This is a genomic window from Pelagibacterium sp. 26DY04 (assembly GCF_031202305.1).
GTDB lineage: Bacteria > Pseudomonadota > Alphaproteobacteria > Rhizobiales > Devosiaceae > Pelagibacterium.
The window spans coordinates 3600895-3617914 of record NZ_CP101731.1; the positions used below are offsets into that span (position 1 = coordinate 3600895).

At 61.6% G+C, this 17020-nt stretch carries 15 protein-coding genes; 5 read left to right on the top strand and 10 right to left on the bottom strand.

The features are described 5' to 3' along the window. Window positions 1-6 precede the first annotated feature (6 nt). From NO932_RS17935 to NO932_RS17945, 3 genes are read right to left on the bottom strand one after another with little or no spacing between them, the layout of a single operon-like run. Window positions 7-807 carry a metallophosphoesterase gene (locus NO932_RS17935; RefSeq protein WP_309208748.1) on the bottom strand — a complete coding sequence of 267 codons (801 nt, stop codon included), beginning with the start codon at window positions 805-807 and terminating at the stop codon, window positions 7-9. After that, a complete protein-coding gene (locus tag NO932_RS17940) occupies window positions 804-2183 on the bottom strand; it encodes an O-antigen ligase family protein (RefSeq protein WP_309208749.1) in 1380 nt (459 codons plus the stop codon). The genes NO932_RS17935 and NO932_RS17940 overlap by 4 nt, the downstream gene beginning before the upstream one ends. Next, complete coding sequence (locus NO932_RS17945) at window positions 2184-2858, bottom strand: hypothetical protein (RefSeq protein WP_309208750.1); 675 nt, start codon at window positions 2856-2858, stop codon at window positions 2184-2186. A 193-nt stretch (window positions 2859-3051) separates the two neighbouring features. On the opposite strand from NO932_RS17945, the gene NO932_RS17950 reads away from it, so the two are divergent. Continuing rightward, on the top strand, window positions 3052-3633 hold the full coding sequence (locus NO932_RS17950; RefSeq protein WP_309208751.1) for a transglutaminase-like cysteine peptidase: 582 nt from the start codon (window positions 3052-3054) through the stop codon (window positions 3631-3633). A gap of 167 nt (window positions 3634-3800) precedes the next feature. Continuing rightward, window positions 3801-5246, top strand: a complete 1446-nt coding sequence (locus NO932_RS17955) for an EAL domain-containing protein (RefSeq protein WP_309208752.1) — start codon at window positions 3801-3803, stop codon at window positions 5244-5246. A 56-nt stretch (window positions 5247-5302) separates the two neighbouring features. On the opposite strand, the gene NO932_RS17960 is transcribed toward NO932_RS17955, so the two are convergent. The 4 genes from NO932_RS17960 to NO932_RS17975 form a co-directional block, all read right to left on the bottom strand. Further along, a complete protein-coding gene (locus NO932_RS17960) occupies window positions 5303-6439 on the bottom strand; it encodes an NAD-dependent epimerase/dehydratase family protein (RefSeq protein WP_309208753.1) in 1137 nt (378 codons plus the stop codon). Continuing rightward, the gene (locus tag NO932_RS17965; protein WP_309208754.1) at window positions 6432-7943 is read right to left on the bottom strand and encodes a glycosyltransferase family 2 protein; all 1512 of its coding nucleotides are present in this window, start codon (window positions 7941-7943) and stop codon (window positions 6432-6434) included. Before NO932_RS17965 ends, NO932_RS17960 begins: the two co-directional genes overlap by 8 nt. An 89-nt stretch (window positions 7944-8032) precedes the next feature. Continuing rightward, window positions 8033-9082, bottom strand: coding sequence for an SDR family oxidoreductase (locus NO932_RS17970; RefSeq protein WP_309208755.1), 1050 nt, complete (start codon window positions 9080-9082; stop codon window positions 8033-8035). An 11-nt stretch (window positions 9083-9093) separates the two neighbouring features. Continuing rightward, complete coding sequence (locus NO932_RS17975; RefSeq protein WP_309208756.1) at window positions 9094-9693, bottom strand: hypothetical protein; 600 nt, start codon at window positions 9691-9693, stop codon at window positions 9094-9096. A gap of 176 nt (window positions 9694-9869) precedes the next feature. Between NO932_RS17975 and NO932_RS17980 the strand changes: the two genes are divergently transcribed. Continuing rightward, the gene (locus NO932_RS17980; RefSeq protein ID WP_309208757.1) at window positions 9870-11045 is read left to right on the top strand and encodes an endo-1,4-beta-xylanase; all 1176 of its coding nucleotides are present in this window, start codon (window positions 9870-9872) and stop codon (window positions 11043-11045) included. Here NO932_RS17980 and NO932_RS17985 read toward each other — a convergent pair. From NO932_RS17985 to NO932_RS17995, 3 genes are all read right to left on the bottom strand, one after another. Continuing rightward, window positions 11035-11778: a BTAD domain-containing putative transcriptional regulator gene (locus NO932_RS17985; protein ID WP_309208758.1), complete on the bottom strand. Its 744-nt coding sequence runs from the start codon at window positions 11776-11778 to the stop codon at window positions 11035-11037. The genes NO932_RS17980 and NO932_RS17985 overlap by 11 nt on opposite strands. A 150-nt stretch (window positions 11779-11928) precedes the next feature. Then, window positions 11929-12417 (bottom strand): hypothetical protein, encoded by a 489-nt coding sequence (locus NO932_RS17990; protein ID WP_309208759.1) that lies wholly within the window; start codon window positions 12415-12417, stop codon window positions 11929-11931. 12 nt (window positions 12418-12429) lie between these two features. Then, window positions 12430-13188, bottom strand: coding sequence for a response regulator transcription factor (locus tag NO932_RS17995; protein WP_309159740.1), 759 nt, complete (start codon window positions 13186-13188; stop codon window positions 12430-12432). 638 nt (window positions 13189-13826) lie between these two features. Here NO932_RS17995 and NO932_RS18000 point away from each other — a divergent pair. Beyond that, the gene (locus NO932_RS18000; RefSeq protein WP_309208761.1) at window positions 13827-14861 is read left to right on the top strand and encodes a hypothetical protein; all 1035 of its coding nucleotides are present in this window, start codon (window positions 13827-13829) and stop codon (window positions 14859-14861) included. Window positions 14862-14942: 81 nt separating this feature from the next. Next, entirely contained in the window at window positions 14943-16889 is a 1947-nt protein-coding gene (locus NO932_RS18005; RefSeq protein ID WP_309208762.1) for a hypothetical protein, read from the top strand. Window positions 16890-17020 lie beyond the last annotated feature (131 nt).

Sequence of the window (17020 nt, forward strand, 5' to 3'; positions counted from 1 at the left end):
CTGCCGCTAGCCACGCCGGCTCGGCGCCGATTGTTCGATAAGTCTCGGCGCCTGGTCCTGGCTCAGCCGCACCGCCGTCAGCCGCCCGGTCATGAAAGCCCCCGTGTCGATGGCGATGCGGGCGTCTGAAACCAGAGCCTGTTCCATAATCGTGTGCCCATGCACCACGCATCCCTCCGGCCCCGGCGCCAACGGACCGGGCGGGTAGCGGAACCATCGCAGATCGGTATCGGACTGTTCGTCCATCCCCAAACCGGGTTCCAGCCCGCCATGAACCAACACATAGCCGGGTACCTGCATGGCAACCGGCAGGTTGGCCAGAAAGTTCCGATGCGCCTGCGGCACATGAGCCTCCAGCACCGCCCTGTTGGCCTCCCAATTGCGCGCCCTCGGGTCGAGCCGGAATGGGCTCACGCCATAGGACGCCAGCGTCTCGAGCCCGCCATAGCGGCACCACCATTCGAACCCTTCCGGACCTTCGAAGGCGGCAAGCATGGCTTCCTCATGATTGCCCGAAAGGCAGAAGCGCCGAAATCCCGCTTTTGGCGGCGCCATCACGTGCTCGATAACCTGCGCCGAGGCCGGCCCGCGATCGACCAGATCTCCAAGCAGCACCACCCAAAGGTCCTGATCGGCGCCCCCGGCATCCTCGATGATCGCATCTTCAAGCGCCACCAGAAGATCGAGCCGGCCATGCACGTCGCCGATAGCATAAAGCGCCCGGGGAAAATCGCTGCTCGACAGCCGGGGCGCGCCGGTTCGGGGCGCTTCACCGGAAGCGAAAAGGCGCGAAAACAACCGCTTCATCGGCTGCGCCCACCCTGGCCCGGATTCCCCAGGGCCAGGGCCAGAAATGCCGCGAAAAACAAGGCATTGGCTTGTATTTCAAGTGAGAAATCGACCAGCGAATGCAGCCCCGCCGTTGCCGTCACCCCAAGCGCCACCAGCGGCAGCAGCCAGTCGCTTTGACGAGCGTGAAAGAGCACGGCACATCTTAATGCGATCATTCCCACCACAAGCAGCGGAATGGAACCCGCGATGACCCCATAGTCGGCCCAGAGCGCCAGATAGGTCGAATGCGCCTTGTCCCACACAAGGTCCGGACTGACAGGAACCCGATGAAACAGCGGAAAGGCCACCTCGAAGCTTCCGCCGCCGAAACCGAGAAATGGGCGGGCGGCGATCATCTCGCCCACCTGCGCGTAAAGTGCCGCCCGGACATCGAAATCCCGCTCGACACTCCCAAGGCGCTCGGCCCACCCGGATCCAAACAGCACCGCTCCCAACCCCACGACGGCCAACGCCAAAAGCACCGTCCACACCGGCATGCCCGGATGCGTCCGCCCCATCTTGATCGCGAAACCACAAAGAACGATCAGGCTTCCGGCCAGCCCCGCCGCCACTCCCATGCGCGATTGGGTGAGATAGAGCGCTGCAACGAGAACCGCCAAACCAGTCAGGGACATCATCACACTGGCCGTCAACCGCGGGCGAGTCCGCGCGATAGCCTGCCCGGCCAGCCCTGTGCCCACGACCAGCCCGAAGGCGAGAAATGTGGCATAGGCGTTGCGGTTGACGAAGGTGCCGGTCGCCGAACCCGGATAAGCCCATTTCTCAAAGATCAGCACCGTATCGCCGAACTGGGTCAGCGCCACAAGCCCGTAGACGGCATGCGCCACGATCACCGCGAACAGTGCCCAGGCGATTGTCTGCGCCCGACCCCGATTGGCCCCGACCTGCAATACGAGAAAGAAAAACACTCCCAGGGTGACGAACTGGACGAGCCCGAAAAGGCTTGCGCCCGGCGCGAGCGAGAGCACCGGTGCGGTCACGCCCCCATTGGGTCCGGCAAAATCGGTTTTGATGGGCAGCAGGATCTGAAGCGCCGCAAACCCGCAAAGCGCCAGCCACGGAACGGCAATTTCCGCCACCGCTCCAACCGGCACACGGAAGCTTTGGCGCCGCACCATGATCGCAATGCCGTAAAGCGCCCCCGCGCCGCCCACCGCAACCGCGTTGATGGCCCAGAACACGGGACGGTTGGCGCCCAGCGGAATGGGAAGAACAAGCAGGAAGACGATCAACACAACCGCTGTCACCCGGTAGAGCCGCCGTCCCTCCCTCCTGTGGCTCACCCCCGAGTCCACGCGGGTCATTTCCAAGCCTGCCAGATTGATCGACATCTAGCGCCTCGCCTCCGGCGCTTGAGAGCGCACCAGAGAGACGAACCGCTCCTGGATATCCTCGGGCAGGGTTTCGACAACCGCCGTCGCCCGTTCGCGAAATCCTGGGTTCGACACGTAGCGCGCAGCGACTGAACCGATGCCGCGTTCCGATCGCGCCAGAAGCGCCAGATCGTTCAAGTGTCCCGTCTGGCCATAAGCCCCAAGGATCTCATAATGGTCCTCGGCCAGCGCCACGCGCCGTTCGGCGATCCATTGTTCATTGGCGCCCACCCTTTGCGAACGCCCCAGCGCTGCGCCGGCCTCATCGCTCCGCCCCAGCGCAAAAAGCGCCATCGCCTCCACAAGATGTCCATAAGAAAGGCTCGGCATGGCGCCGGTCGCCTCCCGCGCCGCCTCCCGGCAATGGCTGGCGATGGCGGCAATTCTTCCGCTGGGGAAGAGCCGGAAACCCAGCGCGCCCATGGCCTCTTCGCAAATACGCAGCGAGACATTGGCGCCGAACACCGAGGGCGGAACCGGTGGTGCGTCCTCGGCGAGTCGGGCCAGGATTTGGGCGCTCGGCGCGAACGAAAACCGGAAAGGCGCAAGTTCACGCGCCGCAAGATACACCCCGCCTGCTCCCAGCAGCAGGGCCACCACGGTCAGCATCATCCCATTGACAACAGAAGACATTTTGCAGCGCCCAAACCACCCACAAGAACCATGCCCGGATCACACATCCGGGGTCAAGCGCCGCCGACATAGCGGGATCGATATGATGTTCCCCCGATGGGCAGCAAATTGTTTCCGATTACCCTGCAAGATGACGGCAAGCCGATTCACGCCGGCGCGGCCAGCTATCCGCTCTCAGTTGGAGACACGGACGATGCGTATCCCCTCATTGGCTCTCACCACTGCTCTGGCACTGGCCGCCGCCCTTGCCAACCTCTCCGCCAACGCCCAGACAATTCACCCTGCCGACCATGCCGGCCCCGTCCCGGCAACGCAGATCGTCACATCCTCGGCCACGCCTGCCCCCCTCGGTCTGCAAATCTTCTGTCTGCGCGAGCCTACTCATTGCGCCGCTGCGCCCGCCACCGCCCTAGAGATGGATCAAAGGCTGATGAACCTGCTCGCCTCGGTCAACCGCGAGGTCAATGCCGCCATCCGCCCCCGGATGCGCTCAACCCAGGTCTGGGAGCTCGGTGCCCAAACTGGCGATTGCAAGGATTACGCCATGAACAAGCGTGCCGAGCTCATCGCCCGCGGCGTCCCCGCCGGCGCCCTGCGCCTGGCCATCGGGCTCACCGCCCAGGGCGAGGGCCATGCGGTGCTGATCGTGCGCACCACCGTCGGCGACTATGTCCTCGACAATCTCACGGCCCAGATCCTGCCCTTCAACCAGACCGGCCACACCCTCACCGCCATCTCCTCACCCGACCCAAAACGCTGGAACAGAGTGGCTTAGAGCCCCAAAACATTTGCATCAGATTCACTGTGCTTATTGAGGAGTGTTGCAAACTGGGCGCTTGGATGATCACCCTAGGCTGAATTGAGGGTGATATGACCGGTCCAAAGGCATCCCGATCAGCGGCTCGCAACACGCCACCGCGACGCGTCCCCTGGACGGCGGGCGTGGCTGTCGCTGTGGCGGCGATGGCTGGTGCCATACTGGCCGGCCAAGGGCCGCTCGCCATTGCTGCCCTTGCCCTGACCGGCGGAGTTCTTACGGCAATCGTCATCGCTCGCCTCGGTGCAGCCCAGGGTGGCGCGCATGCCGAGAAGATCGATGACGAGCGGACGCCGGCTCCCCGGTTCCGCGAACTCTCCTCGTCCACGACCGATCTCGAACGTGCGCTCGACCGTGAGCTTGCCGTCGCGCCTGCTTCCGAAGTGTCGGTGCTTTCGATCGCCATCGATGGGCTCGGCGATATCGAACGCGACCTCGGCAGCCATGTGGTCCAAGCCGTCAGCACAGAAGTGGTGGCCCGCCTCAGAACCCTGATCAGAGCCGACGATCCCCTCTTTGTCGGCGATGGCGCAATTACCTTCGTGATGCGCAATCGGCCCAGCCATGCCGACGACGTGGCGGTTGCACGGCGGCTGATCACGGCCTTTACCGCGCTGGTTCCCATCGCCGCCGAGCATGTCAAGGTTTCGCTCAGCATCGGAATTGCGGACCACCGTTCCGGAAGCGGGGATGCCGGCACGCTCCTGCGCCGCGCCGAGATCGCGCGCTACGAGGCCCAAAGGCTCGGCGGGGAGTGCCACGTGACTTATTCCGAGCAATTGGACGACCGGCTCGGCATCCGCGCCCGCCTCGCCATCGAGCTTGGCGGCGCCATTGCACAGGGCAACCAGCTCAGCCTTGTCTATCAGCCGATCTTTGGAAGCAATGGCACGGAAATCATCGGCGCCGAAGCCTTGCTGCGCTGGAACCATCCCGTTCACGGTCGGCTCGACACCCGCCTTTTGATCGAAGTGGCCGAAGCCGAGGATTTGATGCAAACCCTCGGCCAATGGATACTCGATGTGGTGATCACAAGGCTGAGCCAATCCAGTATCGGCTGGCTCTCGGTCAACATTTCGCGCCATCAGCTCCATGCCGCCGGATTTGTCGACGATCTCAGGGCGCGGCTCGAACGCGCCGGCATATCGCCTCACCGGCTGCAATTCGAAATCTCGCGACAAGCCGTCGAGGATCCCGAGATCGCCGCCACGCTGTCCGCGCTCCGCGCCCTCGGCATCGAACTGACTTTCGACGCCGATTTCGAAACGCCAGAGCAATTGCTCGACTACGATTGGACAGCCCTGGCCCAGTCTCCCCTCGATTGCATCAAGCTTCCCGCCCTTGCCATGGGCTCGGGGGAGGATCTGACCACCCAGGCCCGGCTGTGGGGCGCGGCAAGCCAGGTGCGCACCATGGGACTGGTGCTGGCCGCCAAGAACGTCGAAACCCCGTTCCAGCATGACGTCTTTACCAAGTTCGGCACCGCGCGGTTTCAGGGGCACTATTACGCACCGCCCATGACCGCTCTCAGCATCGACACCCTGCTCCCCCCCTCGCAGATCGCCATCTGAAGCCAGGGCGTTTCCAGCAAAAGGGCTCGGTCGGGGATGGATACGGTTTTGCGGTTCTAGACCACCATCTTGCTCCGTTCGAGTTCGCCAAGGCTGCGTTCCGCCCCATCGGTGGGCAGCGATTGCGCGGCGACCCAGCCCACCAGTTCCTCCATGCCGCTGTCGAAATCGCGCCGGGGACGAAAGCCAAAGGTTTTCGCGATCTTGCCGATATCGGCATAGCAATGCCGGATATCGCCGACCCGGTACTTGCCGAGGACATGGGGGGCGATGTTCTTGCGAAGGAGCCGCGCCAGCGTATGTGCGATGGTATTGACCGAAACGGCGGTCCCGCTCCCCACATTGAAGGCATCCCACACATCCGATTGCGAGGTCATCACGGTGGCGAACGCCTCGGCCACGTCCCTCACATGCACGAAATCGCGCATCTGTTTGCCGTCTTCGAAAACCAGCGGCGCGCGGTCGTTGAGAAGGCGAGAGGCAAAAATCGCCGCGACACCCGTATAGGGATTGGACAGCGCCTGCCTGGGGCCATAGGCGTTGAACAGCCGCAGCGCGACCGTTGGGATGCCGATCGCGCGGCCCACCGAGAGGAACATCTCCTCATGGTCTCGCTTGTTGACGGCATAGATCGAAGCGGGCTGGAGCGGCTTTGTTTCCCGTGTCGCGATCGGGGTCAATGTTTCCCCGTTCTGCTGCACTTCCCATTCGCCGCGCTGCAGCCGCTCCAGCGGCCGCATTTCGGCGATCGCCGGCTTGCCACCGCACGTTAGATACTCGCCCTCGCCATAGATCGACATGGAGGACGCCACAGCCATCCGCTGGACGCCGTGCCCGCCCTTGGCCAGCACCTCGAGCACATTGGCGGCCGCCAGCGTGTTGTTGCGGGTATAGTCGACGATATTGGTCATGGACTGGCCAACCCCCACCGAGGCGGCCAGATGCACGAGATGGGTCACGCCCGTAAGCGCCGCCGCAAAGGCGCGCTGATCGAGCACATCGCCCTTGATGCGGCGCGCCCTGGGGTTGAGATAGCGTGGCCAGCCCTCGCCGTCCTTTTCGATCTCGCCATGAACCTGGGGCAAAAGGCAGTCAAAGACTGTGACGGCAAATCCGCGTTCGATCATCACATCGGCAAGGTGCGAGCCGATGAACCCTGCCCCGCCTGTAATCAGCACATGTTGGTTACGCATTGGAATAGACCTTGGGTTGAAGCGATGGAGAGTGTTCTGCCCTTGGCAGCGCCGGAATGGCTTCAGGAACCGCAACGGGCTGGGAAACGCCGCGAGGGATAAGCACCGCGCGGATAAGGGAATGATTGGCATCGGTCTTTTCGGTCCTCTCCCAGACCAGCCCCTGGTCGAGCAGGAACATGCGCAGTCCGATAAATAGCGGCACCAGCCAGACGAACCACCAGGCCAGAACGAAGAGCGGATTGACCCGAAAAAGATACAGCGCCCGCTCGCGCCGGCTCTTGAGCACGAGTTTCGACCGCACCCAGGTGCGGGCGTAAACTCCGCCCAGAAGCCCCAGAAACAGCACGCCATTGACAAGTCCGAGCAGCAGCATCCAGTGCGGCAGCGCCAGATGGCCGGAGAAATATTGCCACGTCACATAGACAGCCAGCGGCCAGCCCACCGAATTGAGCCATAGCGACAGGCAGGGCACGAAATTGAGCCGGGCCAGAAACCGCTGCCGCGGGCTCATCCCCATCTCGACAAGCGGTTGCGCTAGGCTCTGGAAAAAGCCCGCGACCCAGCGCTTGCGTTGCGTGATCCCGTGGGCAAAAGTCGAAGGCACTTCTTCGATCAGCGGGTTCTCGATAACGCCAAGGCGCCTGCCATGGGCCCAGAACCGCATGCCCACTTCCGGATCCTCGATGGTGATCCAAGGATTGAACCCGCCCAGTTCGGTGAGGTCAGAGGCCTTGAAAAACAGCCCCTTGCCGAGCACCCAATAGGGGTGAGCGCCATTAGCCGACAGATGGGGATAGATATGCCCGTCCCAGGCCATATGGTCGAAGGCGTGCCAGCTTGCGGCAAGACTGGCGTTGAGATTGCCGGCGATATTTTGCGCCTGCAGCACGTCGTAGCGCCCGATCCCCGCCGCCGCAGCGCGGAAATGGTCAGCAGGCGGGCAGCTATCGGCGTCGATATAGTTGACGAGAAAATCGTCCAGATGATCGAGCTGCTTGGCCATCGTGTAGAAGGCATAGACGAGCTGGCGAGTTTTCTTGGGCGGCAGCGCCCTGGTCCCGGCCCGCGCGCCCCGATGCCACCAATAGGCGTGAGGCGACCTGTTCCAGCCGTCCCAGACAACCTGCCAACTCGGATGCGAGGTCGGAGGAACTTCGAGCAGTTCGAGAAACGGGAATTCCCCTTTAAGCCTTTCAAGGCTTGCGACGGTCGCCAGATCGTCGGCGTTGGGGATGGCCACCACCTTGAACCGGCTCTTGGGATAGTCGATGCGTTCGAGCGTCAGAAACGTCGTGCGCATCGTGGATTCGAGTTCGCGCAGGACCGGGTAGAAAAGGACGATATAGGGCAGCCTGTGGTCGGGCTTGCCATAGCCCTCACGCACGTCGACGAAATTCACGGGCCGCGTGAAAAGGTAGAGCATCACCAGCATCGAGCCGAAATAGGCGATCTGGACGCTCGCAAAGAACAGGGCGAAAAAATCGAATTCAAAACCGGTCATGAAATCCTCCCGTTAGGCGGCGACGGGGCAAAGCCTCGCCGCTCCGCCCAAGCGGGTTCGTGTTCTTACAAGCAGACGGAAGCGTTCGATCAGGCGACCATCCCGGACCCGGCCGGTTGCGGCGCGCGGCTGTCGAGCGGGTCTAGGCGCTCGACCGTTTGACGAAAGTAGTCGATGGTGTTTTCAAGCCCGATCAAAAGCTCGGTTTCCGGTTCCCAGCCCAGCATCCGCCCGGCCAACGAAATGTCGGGGCGCCGCCGGCATGGATCGTCGACCGGCCGAACACGGTAGACCACCTGGCTTTCCGATCCGGTCAGCGCCAGCACCACGCGCGCCAGATGAGCGACGGTGATTTCGGCCGGATTGCCCAGATTGACCGGGCCGGTGAAGCTTTCGGGGGTCTCCATCATGGAGAGAAACCCGGCGATCAGATCGTCCACATAGCAGAACGACCGCGTCTGGTCTCCGCGCCCATATATGGTGATCGGTTCGCCCTTGATCGCCTGCACGATGAAGTTCGACACCACCCTTCCGTCATCGGCACGCATGCGCGGCCCGTAGGTGTTGAAGATGCGCACGATCTTGACCGGCACCCCGTGGGCGCGGCCATAATCTATGCATAGAGTCTCGGCGAAGCGCTTGCCCTCGTCATAGCAGGCGCGCGGGCCGACCATGTTGACGTTCCCGAAATAGCTTTCGGGCTGCGGATGGATATCGGGGTCGCCGTAAACTTCCGATGTCGAGGCCAAAAACAGCTTGGCGCCGTCCTTGCGGGCCCGCTCGAGCAGGTTCATCGTGCCCCAGGCGCAAGTCATCGCCGTCTTGAGCGGATCGGCCTGGTAATGTGGCGGCGAGGCCGGGCAGGCCAGGTTGTAAATCTCGTCGAACTCCGGCAAACCCGCCGGCAGCGGATCGACCACATCATGCTCGACGATCTCGAAATGGGCCGACCGGGTGAGCTCGATCACATTGCTGGCCCGGCCGGTATAGAAATTGTCCAGGCACACCACGCGGCAGCCGCGGTCGAGCAGGGCTTCGCACAGATGCGACCCCAGAAAACCCGCGCCGCCCGCCACCAATACGCTGGGTCTCCCCTTGTTTCGCCTGGTCAATGTCGCTTTGCCGATGTGCTTATGCATGATGAGCTCCCCTATCGCAGCGCTTGCGCGAGTTCGTTGACGACATGTTCGGGCAGTACAGCCAGGCCCGCTTGCGCGGCCCCGGCCGCCGGTTGGCTCGGCCAGCCCTCGAGAGGCGGCGCGGCGACCACCGCGTGGCCCTGTTCGTAGACCGGCAACAACCCGGCCTGGAACGCGACGTCGACGTTCTGCCCATGCGCGATGGCGGTCAGCTCGCCGCCGGTCCGCATAGCTCCATTGACCGCGACCGATCGGATGAACAGGTTGCGGTCGTGCCCATGCCCCTCATCGACATACCGGTCATTGGTGAGCGAGATCGAGATGTCGGCGAACGGATCGAAGCGGTTCTCGGGGATGGTGAATTCGAAATTTTCAAGGTAGCCGAGCGGCTCGGCGCTCAGATACAGTCGTCCCTCGGTCTTGGTATCGAGCGGGCGGGCCAGCCTGCCGCTGGCGATCACGATGCCGCCCATGCGCACTTCGAAAACCGGCGCCCCATCGAAGGCTTCGCCGGCGAGCGAGATGGCAAGGGTACTGTTTTCCGCCTTGGCGGCTGCGGCCGCGCCAAGCGCGACGATCAGCGCTGTGGAAAATATCGCCAGTTTGTTCATTTCCAGTCTCCTCGACGTCGGCTCCTGGAGGATGCCATGTGTGAAGTTGCTGGAAATGTTGGCGAATTCGCCGTCTAAGACACAATCGTCAATCGGAGCTAACCCCATTGATCTAATTGTCAGGCCATATGGCCTCTGACACCGTCGCGCTCGCATGAATCTTGGTGATTTGAATTATGCGACACCGCCACTTTCGCTATAGCCGGCGCCGCTTCCTGTCTTCGGCGGCCGCGGTTGCGGTACTGCCGGCGTTTTTCGTTTCCGGCTGCGGCATGGCCGACCAGGCACATCAATCCGGGCAAACCGGCACGAATGCGCTTGCGTTCCAGGAGCCATCGGCTTCGACCCCGCTCAGCGTCGAAGCGGCACGGGGTCGATTGCGGTTCGGAACTGCGGTGCATGACAACGTAATCCGTCCCGGCTCCCAAAGCCGCTCGATCATCGCCGCGCAATGCTCCTCGGTGACCCCCGAATGGTCGCTCAAGTGGAATTCGCTGGCTCCCCGGCCCCATACCTACAACTTTGCCGGCGCCGATGCGTGCTCGAGCTTTGCCGCATCCCAAGGTCTCGCCATGCGCGGACACACCCTGCTCTGGCATCTGGGCACCCCCGCCTGGGCCGAAAGGCTGATCGCCGACACAAGGGAATGGGAGCATGTCGATAACCATATCGCGCGCGTGGTCTCCCGATACCGCTCGCGCGTCCGCGAATGGGACGTGATCAACGAGCCGATCTCCGGCCGGGGCGACGGAGATCTCAGGGCCAATCAGTTCCTTGCCGCCTTCGGCCCGGACTACCTCGATTGGGCCTTTCATTCGGCCGCCCGATACGCGGACGGGGCCGATCTGTTCCTCAACGAATACGGGCTCGAATACGCCAACCCCGAGGATTCGCGCAAACGCCTCGCCCTGCTGCGGGCGGTCGAAGGCCTGCGCAATCGCGGCGCCCCGATCACCGGGGTGGGGCTGCAGGCCCATCTCGACCTGCGCAAGGGCAATATCTACCAGAACGGGGTCTACGGCCTGGTGCGCGACCTCACCGATATGGGCCTCAAGGTCGCGGTCACCGAGCTCGACGTGCGCGAGAGCGATACCCGCATGTCGCTCAATCGGCGCGACTCTCTGGTTGCCGACACCGTGCACCGCTATCTTGAAACCGTGCTGCAATTTCCGTCGGTGGAGTCGGTCTCCACCTGGGGGTTGAGCGACGCCCATTCCTGGCTGCTCTACCATGATGGCGGCCACCCCGATAATCGCGGCCTGCCCTATGATCGGCAGTGGCGTCCCAAACCCATGCGCGCAACGATCGCTTCGCTTTTGGGCCAATACCGGCCCGACATCGTCAGCCCGTAAGCGCGCTCACCAGATTGGCATAGAGCTTGCGGGTTTCCGACGAGATCGACACTCCAAGCTCGCGCTTCATCTCGGCCTCGCACTTTTGGTAGATCTGTTCCAAACGGGCCAGATTGTTGTGGTCTGCGGCATCGAGCATCAGCAACCGATACGCCTCTTCATTGCACGGATCGACAGTGAGGATTTTCTGGGCCAGCGCGAGCTGCCCGCTTCTGTTGCTGGGGGAGGTCCCGTTGCGCGTCAGCTCCTCGGCCAGCCGATCGATATGCCGGCTGCGCAACATGGCGCGCTGTTCGGCCAGCCAGTCCTCGAAGTCCGGGCCGGTATTTTTGAGGTCCGCGAGCAATTCCCCGGGATATTCACCCATGGGGTTCCCGCTCGAAAGCGTACGCAGATAGTCCCACAGATCCCAGGACACATTGGCGGTTTTGTTGAGATAGACAGTATTGAAATTGGATTGGATGAGGGAAAAGCCAAGGCTGGCCTGCAACTCGCGGATGCGCGCGATCGAACGGCGCAGATTGGCCGCGGCGCGCTCGGCATCTCCATCCTCGGACCACAGGATCGAACGCAAGCGCTGGCGCGAAACCGATTCCTGGCGACCAGACAAAAGCAGGAAGGCGGCGATTTTGTAGAATGATGAAGGAACGCCCGAGATAAGCTGCCCATCGACAAGGATGGCACATGTTCCCAGCATCCCTATGTGGATGCTTTTGTTCTTGACGACCGGCATGTGTTGGTTATCCCCAAACCCATGCAATAATAACAGAAAAACTGATTTTTTCTATAAAGAAATAATCGTTAAAAGAGTTGCCACCCAATGAAGACAGAATTTTTCTGCCACGCGCCTTGAGCTCCGCAATACTTTAAACAACAGGCCTGGTCAGGCGACAGCGGTGTTGCGCGTCTGGAGAAAATCATGGATCAGCCGATTGGTGACGACCAGCTTTTCGATTGCTTCCGATAACTTCTGGAATTCCTGGCTATCGATCGGCTCGGCTTTTCCGTAACGAACGCTCGACCCGAAATCGGCAATCCGCAGCAATTCGGTCCTGTCGATGTCCCCGCTCTCGTTGAACGAGAAGATGGAGTGGCTGTATTTGTTGCGCAGCTTGGAGATGGCTTTCATGGCCGCCGCCATGGCGAGGATCTCGTCGCGGTCCGCCGGGTTGACCCCACCCAGCTTGGCCAGCCTTTCGATCAGGTCGAGCCGCGCGCGCGTCGTATTGAGGGTGAGGTAGGTGACGATCGCCACTTCCTTTTCGACGCGCATCAGATAGGCCATCACGTCGATCAGCAGGCTTTCGGTGTTGCTCCAGGTGTAGGTCAGCTTGCCGATCAGGAGCAAAAGCGCTTGCGTCTGACCTCCCATCGCGACCTCCGCCTATCGGCCGGTGACGGCAAGGTTGGGCGACCCTGTCCGATAGGGCAGACCATGGAAGGCCGCGGCCGCCTGGGTGCGATTGGTCACGTTGAGCTTGCTCATCAGATTGTGCACATGCACCTTCACCGTATGTTCGGAAAGGCTCATGCGATCCGCAATCAGCTTGTTCTGCAGCCCTTGGGCGACCAGGGAAAGAATCTGCCGCTCGCGCGCCGTCAGTTCCGCGAGCTGGTTGACGTTGACCTCCTCGACCGAGGGGACGGGCGGTTTTGCCGCGGCAACCCGCCCGAGCGGCAGGCTCGCCTGCGTCCCGTGCCCCTGAGGCCGAGGAAAGAACTGCCCCCCGCTCAGCAGCAGCGAGATCGCCGCCATCAGCACTTGCAGCCGCAGATTGAGCGGCAGGCACCCCTGCAGTTGCGGTGCATCGCCATAGGCGCCGAGATTTTGTCCGTCCTCGGGCTTTTCAACCAGTACGGCAACCGCCGCGTCGGGCAGAATCCGGTGCAAATAGGTAAGGTCGCGCCAGCTTTCGGCGCAATCGCGTTCGTAGATGAGCACCAGATCGGCAGGCGCTTCCCTGCCTTCGATCTCAGCCATGTCTTCGACGATATCCACCTGAGCGTTGGCCAGATGATTGTCGATCAGCCGGCCGAGGCTCTCAAAAAGCGCGTTCCGCTGGGCGATGATGATAATGCGCCAGCTCACCGCTCCCACCGATGTCTCCACCCGCCTCTCATAGGAGGCTTCCAGACGTTGCATCTCTTCTTCCCCCACACCAAAATTAACCTGTGTAAATCTCTTTTGACCATCTGGTCGAAAGTTAAGAATGTGTTACCAGCCAAGGCGTGACTCGACCGTGACTCTGTTCGTTTTCGGCCGCGCGGGTACATAAGTATCTATTCTTAAAAACCTTTTCGGATGGCCTTGCTGTCGGGAACGGCAAATTAACGCGTCGGCGAAGTGGCCTTCAAATTTAAAGATGGCCATTTTCACGAATGCGTGAACAAGATTTTGCCGCGCCGGCGCCATTTTCTCGCTCCTTGGATTTAGCGTAGCCGTCCAAAAGGGGGCCGTCTTCTAGGCCCTTTGATCGCAACGCCCATAACAATTTATGAGAGGGCTGCCCGAGATCGCGGATCCGGAGCGCTCGCCCCATACCAATTGCCTAGGACTCTAATCCGTTTAGGTAGCCGCATCTAAGTCAGGCCGCGCTCTGCCTGCGCCTTGGTTTTAGCTCCAATTGTCGTCTTATCTGTACGCGGTTCCGTGGGCATCCTCGCCGTGTTCGCCGCTCTCGCAATGGCAGTGGCAACGCCAACCGCGACCTACGGGACTTAACCTCGTAAGAAATGTCAGAGGTTCTCCCGCCGGCGCATAACCAACTGAGGAGAACACCGATGCCTTACGGCGCTGACGAAAACAACGGCATCCAGGATGCCTCCAACTCGGGCACCATGCTCGAAGGCAGCGAATTCAACCAGACCGGCAATTTCGGCAACGACCAATCCGCCGACGGCTCTGACAATTCGTTCAACCTCGATAAGTCCGTCGATGTCGATGCTTCGGCTGACGGTTCGGACAACTCCAAGAACTGGTCGAACCAACAGTCCTTCGCCCTCGACAAGTCGATCGATGCCACCTTTGAAGACAACGACGACAATTCGGACACCAACTCCCACAACTACAGCAATGATGAATCGACCGATGTCGACGTTGCTGTGGAGGATGCGTTCAACGACAAGTCCACTACCACCCAAACCCAAGACAACGATACCGACGTCGATGTCGCTGTGGAGGATGCGTTCAATAACAAGTCAACCAATGACTCGAACAACGACAATTCGGACAGGTCTGACCACAACTCCCACAACGACAACTCCGAGTCTATCGATGTCAGCCTTCAGGATGCCCTGAACGACAAGTCGATCGACGACTCGTACAACTCGGTCAGCAACGAAACCACGACCGATGTGGACGTAGCCATCACCGACGCCTTCAAGTCGCACAGCGAAAGCTATGACAACGCTTTCAACGACTCGAGCGAGAGCTTCGGTGAGATCTCGGTCAACTTCGAGAACGTCTTCAACGGCGCTTTCGGTGCGGGTGCTGGTGACGGCTTTGCGGTCAACCAGGTCGCCGATATTGTCGACAATGACGCTCTGCAGGATGTGACGCAGAACAATGGCGGCAATTTCAACATGCAGGCCGGGGGCAATGGCGCGAACCAGTGGGATGCGGTGATCGATCCGTTCTCCGGTGGCGCCGACGGCGACGGGACCACGGTTGCCGATGCCGGCATCCAGCTCCAGGGCACCGCGTTCAACCTCGACATCGTTCTCGGTTCCAACCTGCAGCAGAACGCCGTCGATATCTCGATCGTTGGCGGTTCGACCGACAACGACACGATCACGACCAGCGGCGACAGCTTCTGATCGCGACAACGTTCCGGCCCCGCGCAGACCGCTGCGCGGGGTCACCGGCGTTGATGCGGCCGAAACGGGGAGGGAGCGACGGTGTTTTCCAATGGCGACTACCTGACCGAAACCATCGCCCACTTCATTGGCCATTTCGATATGGCCGTTGAAGCGGCCCGCCTGCGCCAGGCCTACGACCCCTTCAAGGCGCCTTCGAACGAAGGCGATCCTGCTCCTGCCCCCACGGCTGCCGCGCTTCCCTTCACGCCTCCCGAGCTGGTCTTCGGCTATGATCCCAGCGTGGGCTGGCGCGCGCCCTCCGATGAGGGGATGATGTCGGCCGCAAAGCCCTTCTTTCGCTTCGAGCCTCCCACTCTGGAGTTCACGCCGGACACACTGGGCACGGCGCAATCCCATACGACCCTCGGGTTCTCGGGCGCCAGCGATATGGGTCCGCTGCTCGGCCCCCCGCCGCCCTCGATGATCGCCGTCGTCCAACAGCACCAGTTTCTCTTCGACAACGACGTCGTTGTGATCGGCACCCCTGATTTTGCCATCCCCGCGCCGACCGACACCGCATCCGAGCTGGCCGTGCTCAAGGCCCAGGCTGCCCAAGCCGGCGGTCCGCTCGCCAACAATCCCATCGGCTTTTCCGAAGCGGCGGTCGCCCCTTGGGTCCAAGCAACGCTCGATACGATCGCCACGGTCGAAAACCCCACGGCGGCCGGAGAAAACCTCTCGGGCGTCTGGGTCGATGGCCAGGTGTACGAGGAGGCGCCCGACCTCGACGATCACCTTCCGGCTACCTGGAAAGACCAGGAAGAGCCCGAACCCTCGTCAATGCCGATCCGGATCGATGCGTCCGAAACGCCAACCACCATGGAAGCCGACGCCGGCCACAACCTCGCGATCAACCAGGCCACCATCGTCAATGCCGGCCTCACCGGCACCGTGATCGCCGTTTCGGGCAATTCCTACGAACTGGACGTCATCGTCCAGACCAATGTGCTCGCCGACGTCGACGCCATTGCCGCCGATTTCCCCCTCGCTGCCGCCAACGATCTGGCCAATGTCACCACCAACATCGCCACCTTCGTCACCGAAACCCGCGACGCCGGTGGGGAGAAGGCTGAGCTCAACCCCGATCTCGTCCCGCTCAATTGGCAGGTGAGCGTAGTCGAAGGTGACATGATCTTTTTCGAATGGATCCAGCAATACACCCTGCAATCGGACAATGATTGCCTAGTGATGACCGCGACCGGCACCACCACCACGGTGAGCACCGGCGCCAATGCAAGCTTTAACGGCGTTTCGCTGTCCGATCTGGGCGCGATGTACGATCTGATCCTGATCGGCGGCAATCTCTACGACGTCAACTACATCACCCAGACCAACATCCTCTACGACAACGACACGATCTCGAGCCACGGAGCGACCGGGGGCAACACCGGCTCGGTGGCAACGGGCGGCAACCTGCTCTGGAACCAGGCCTCGATCCACAATGTAGGACCGGCAAACTGGACCCAGGGCCTTCCCGATCATTACCTCACCGCCTTCGAGGGTTTCGGGAACGGGGACTATTCGATGCCCGCCGGATTTGCCCATGACGGGATGTATGCGGGCGATCAGGTGCTCAACGTCCTCTACATCTCGGGCAACATCTACGACGTCAACTACGTCAGCCAGACCAACATCTTGACTGACGGCGACCAGGTGATCCTCTACACGGATCAAGCCGGCAAGACAGGCGATTGGCAGATCACCACGGGCGGTAACGTGCTGGTCAACGCCGCCGGCATCGTTGACAGCGATTCCAATGGCTCGACCTGCTATGTCGGCGGGGAATCCTATTCGGAAGCAATGCTGATCCAGTCCGGCATCGTCGATGGCCAGCCGCTGGCACCCTCCTCCCCCGACACGCTCGCCAACGAAGTCATCGCCTTTCTCGATGAAGACGAGGGAGCGGACGATGCTCTCGACTCCCAGCCCATCGGCAATGTTTCGCCCGGCCCGACTTACGACGTCATGGACCACGTTCTCGCCTGAGTACCTGAAAGGCCTCCTGCAATGTCTGCAGTTCTGGACACCAAGCCCACCTCGCTCGAGACGCGGCACCATTCTCGTAACGAGGCGGCAATCGAGGAGGCCATGGCCAACATCGATGCAACGCTTGCCGA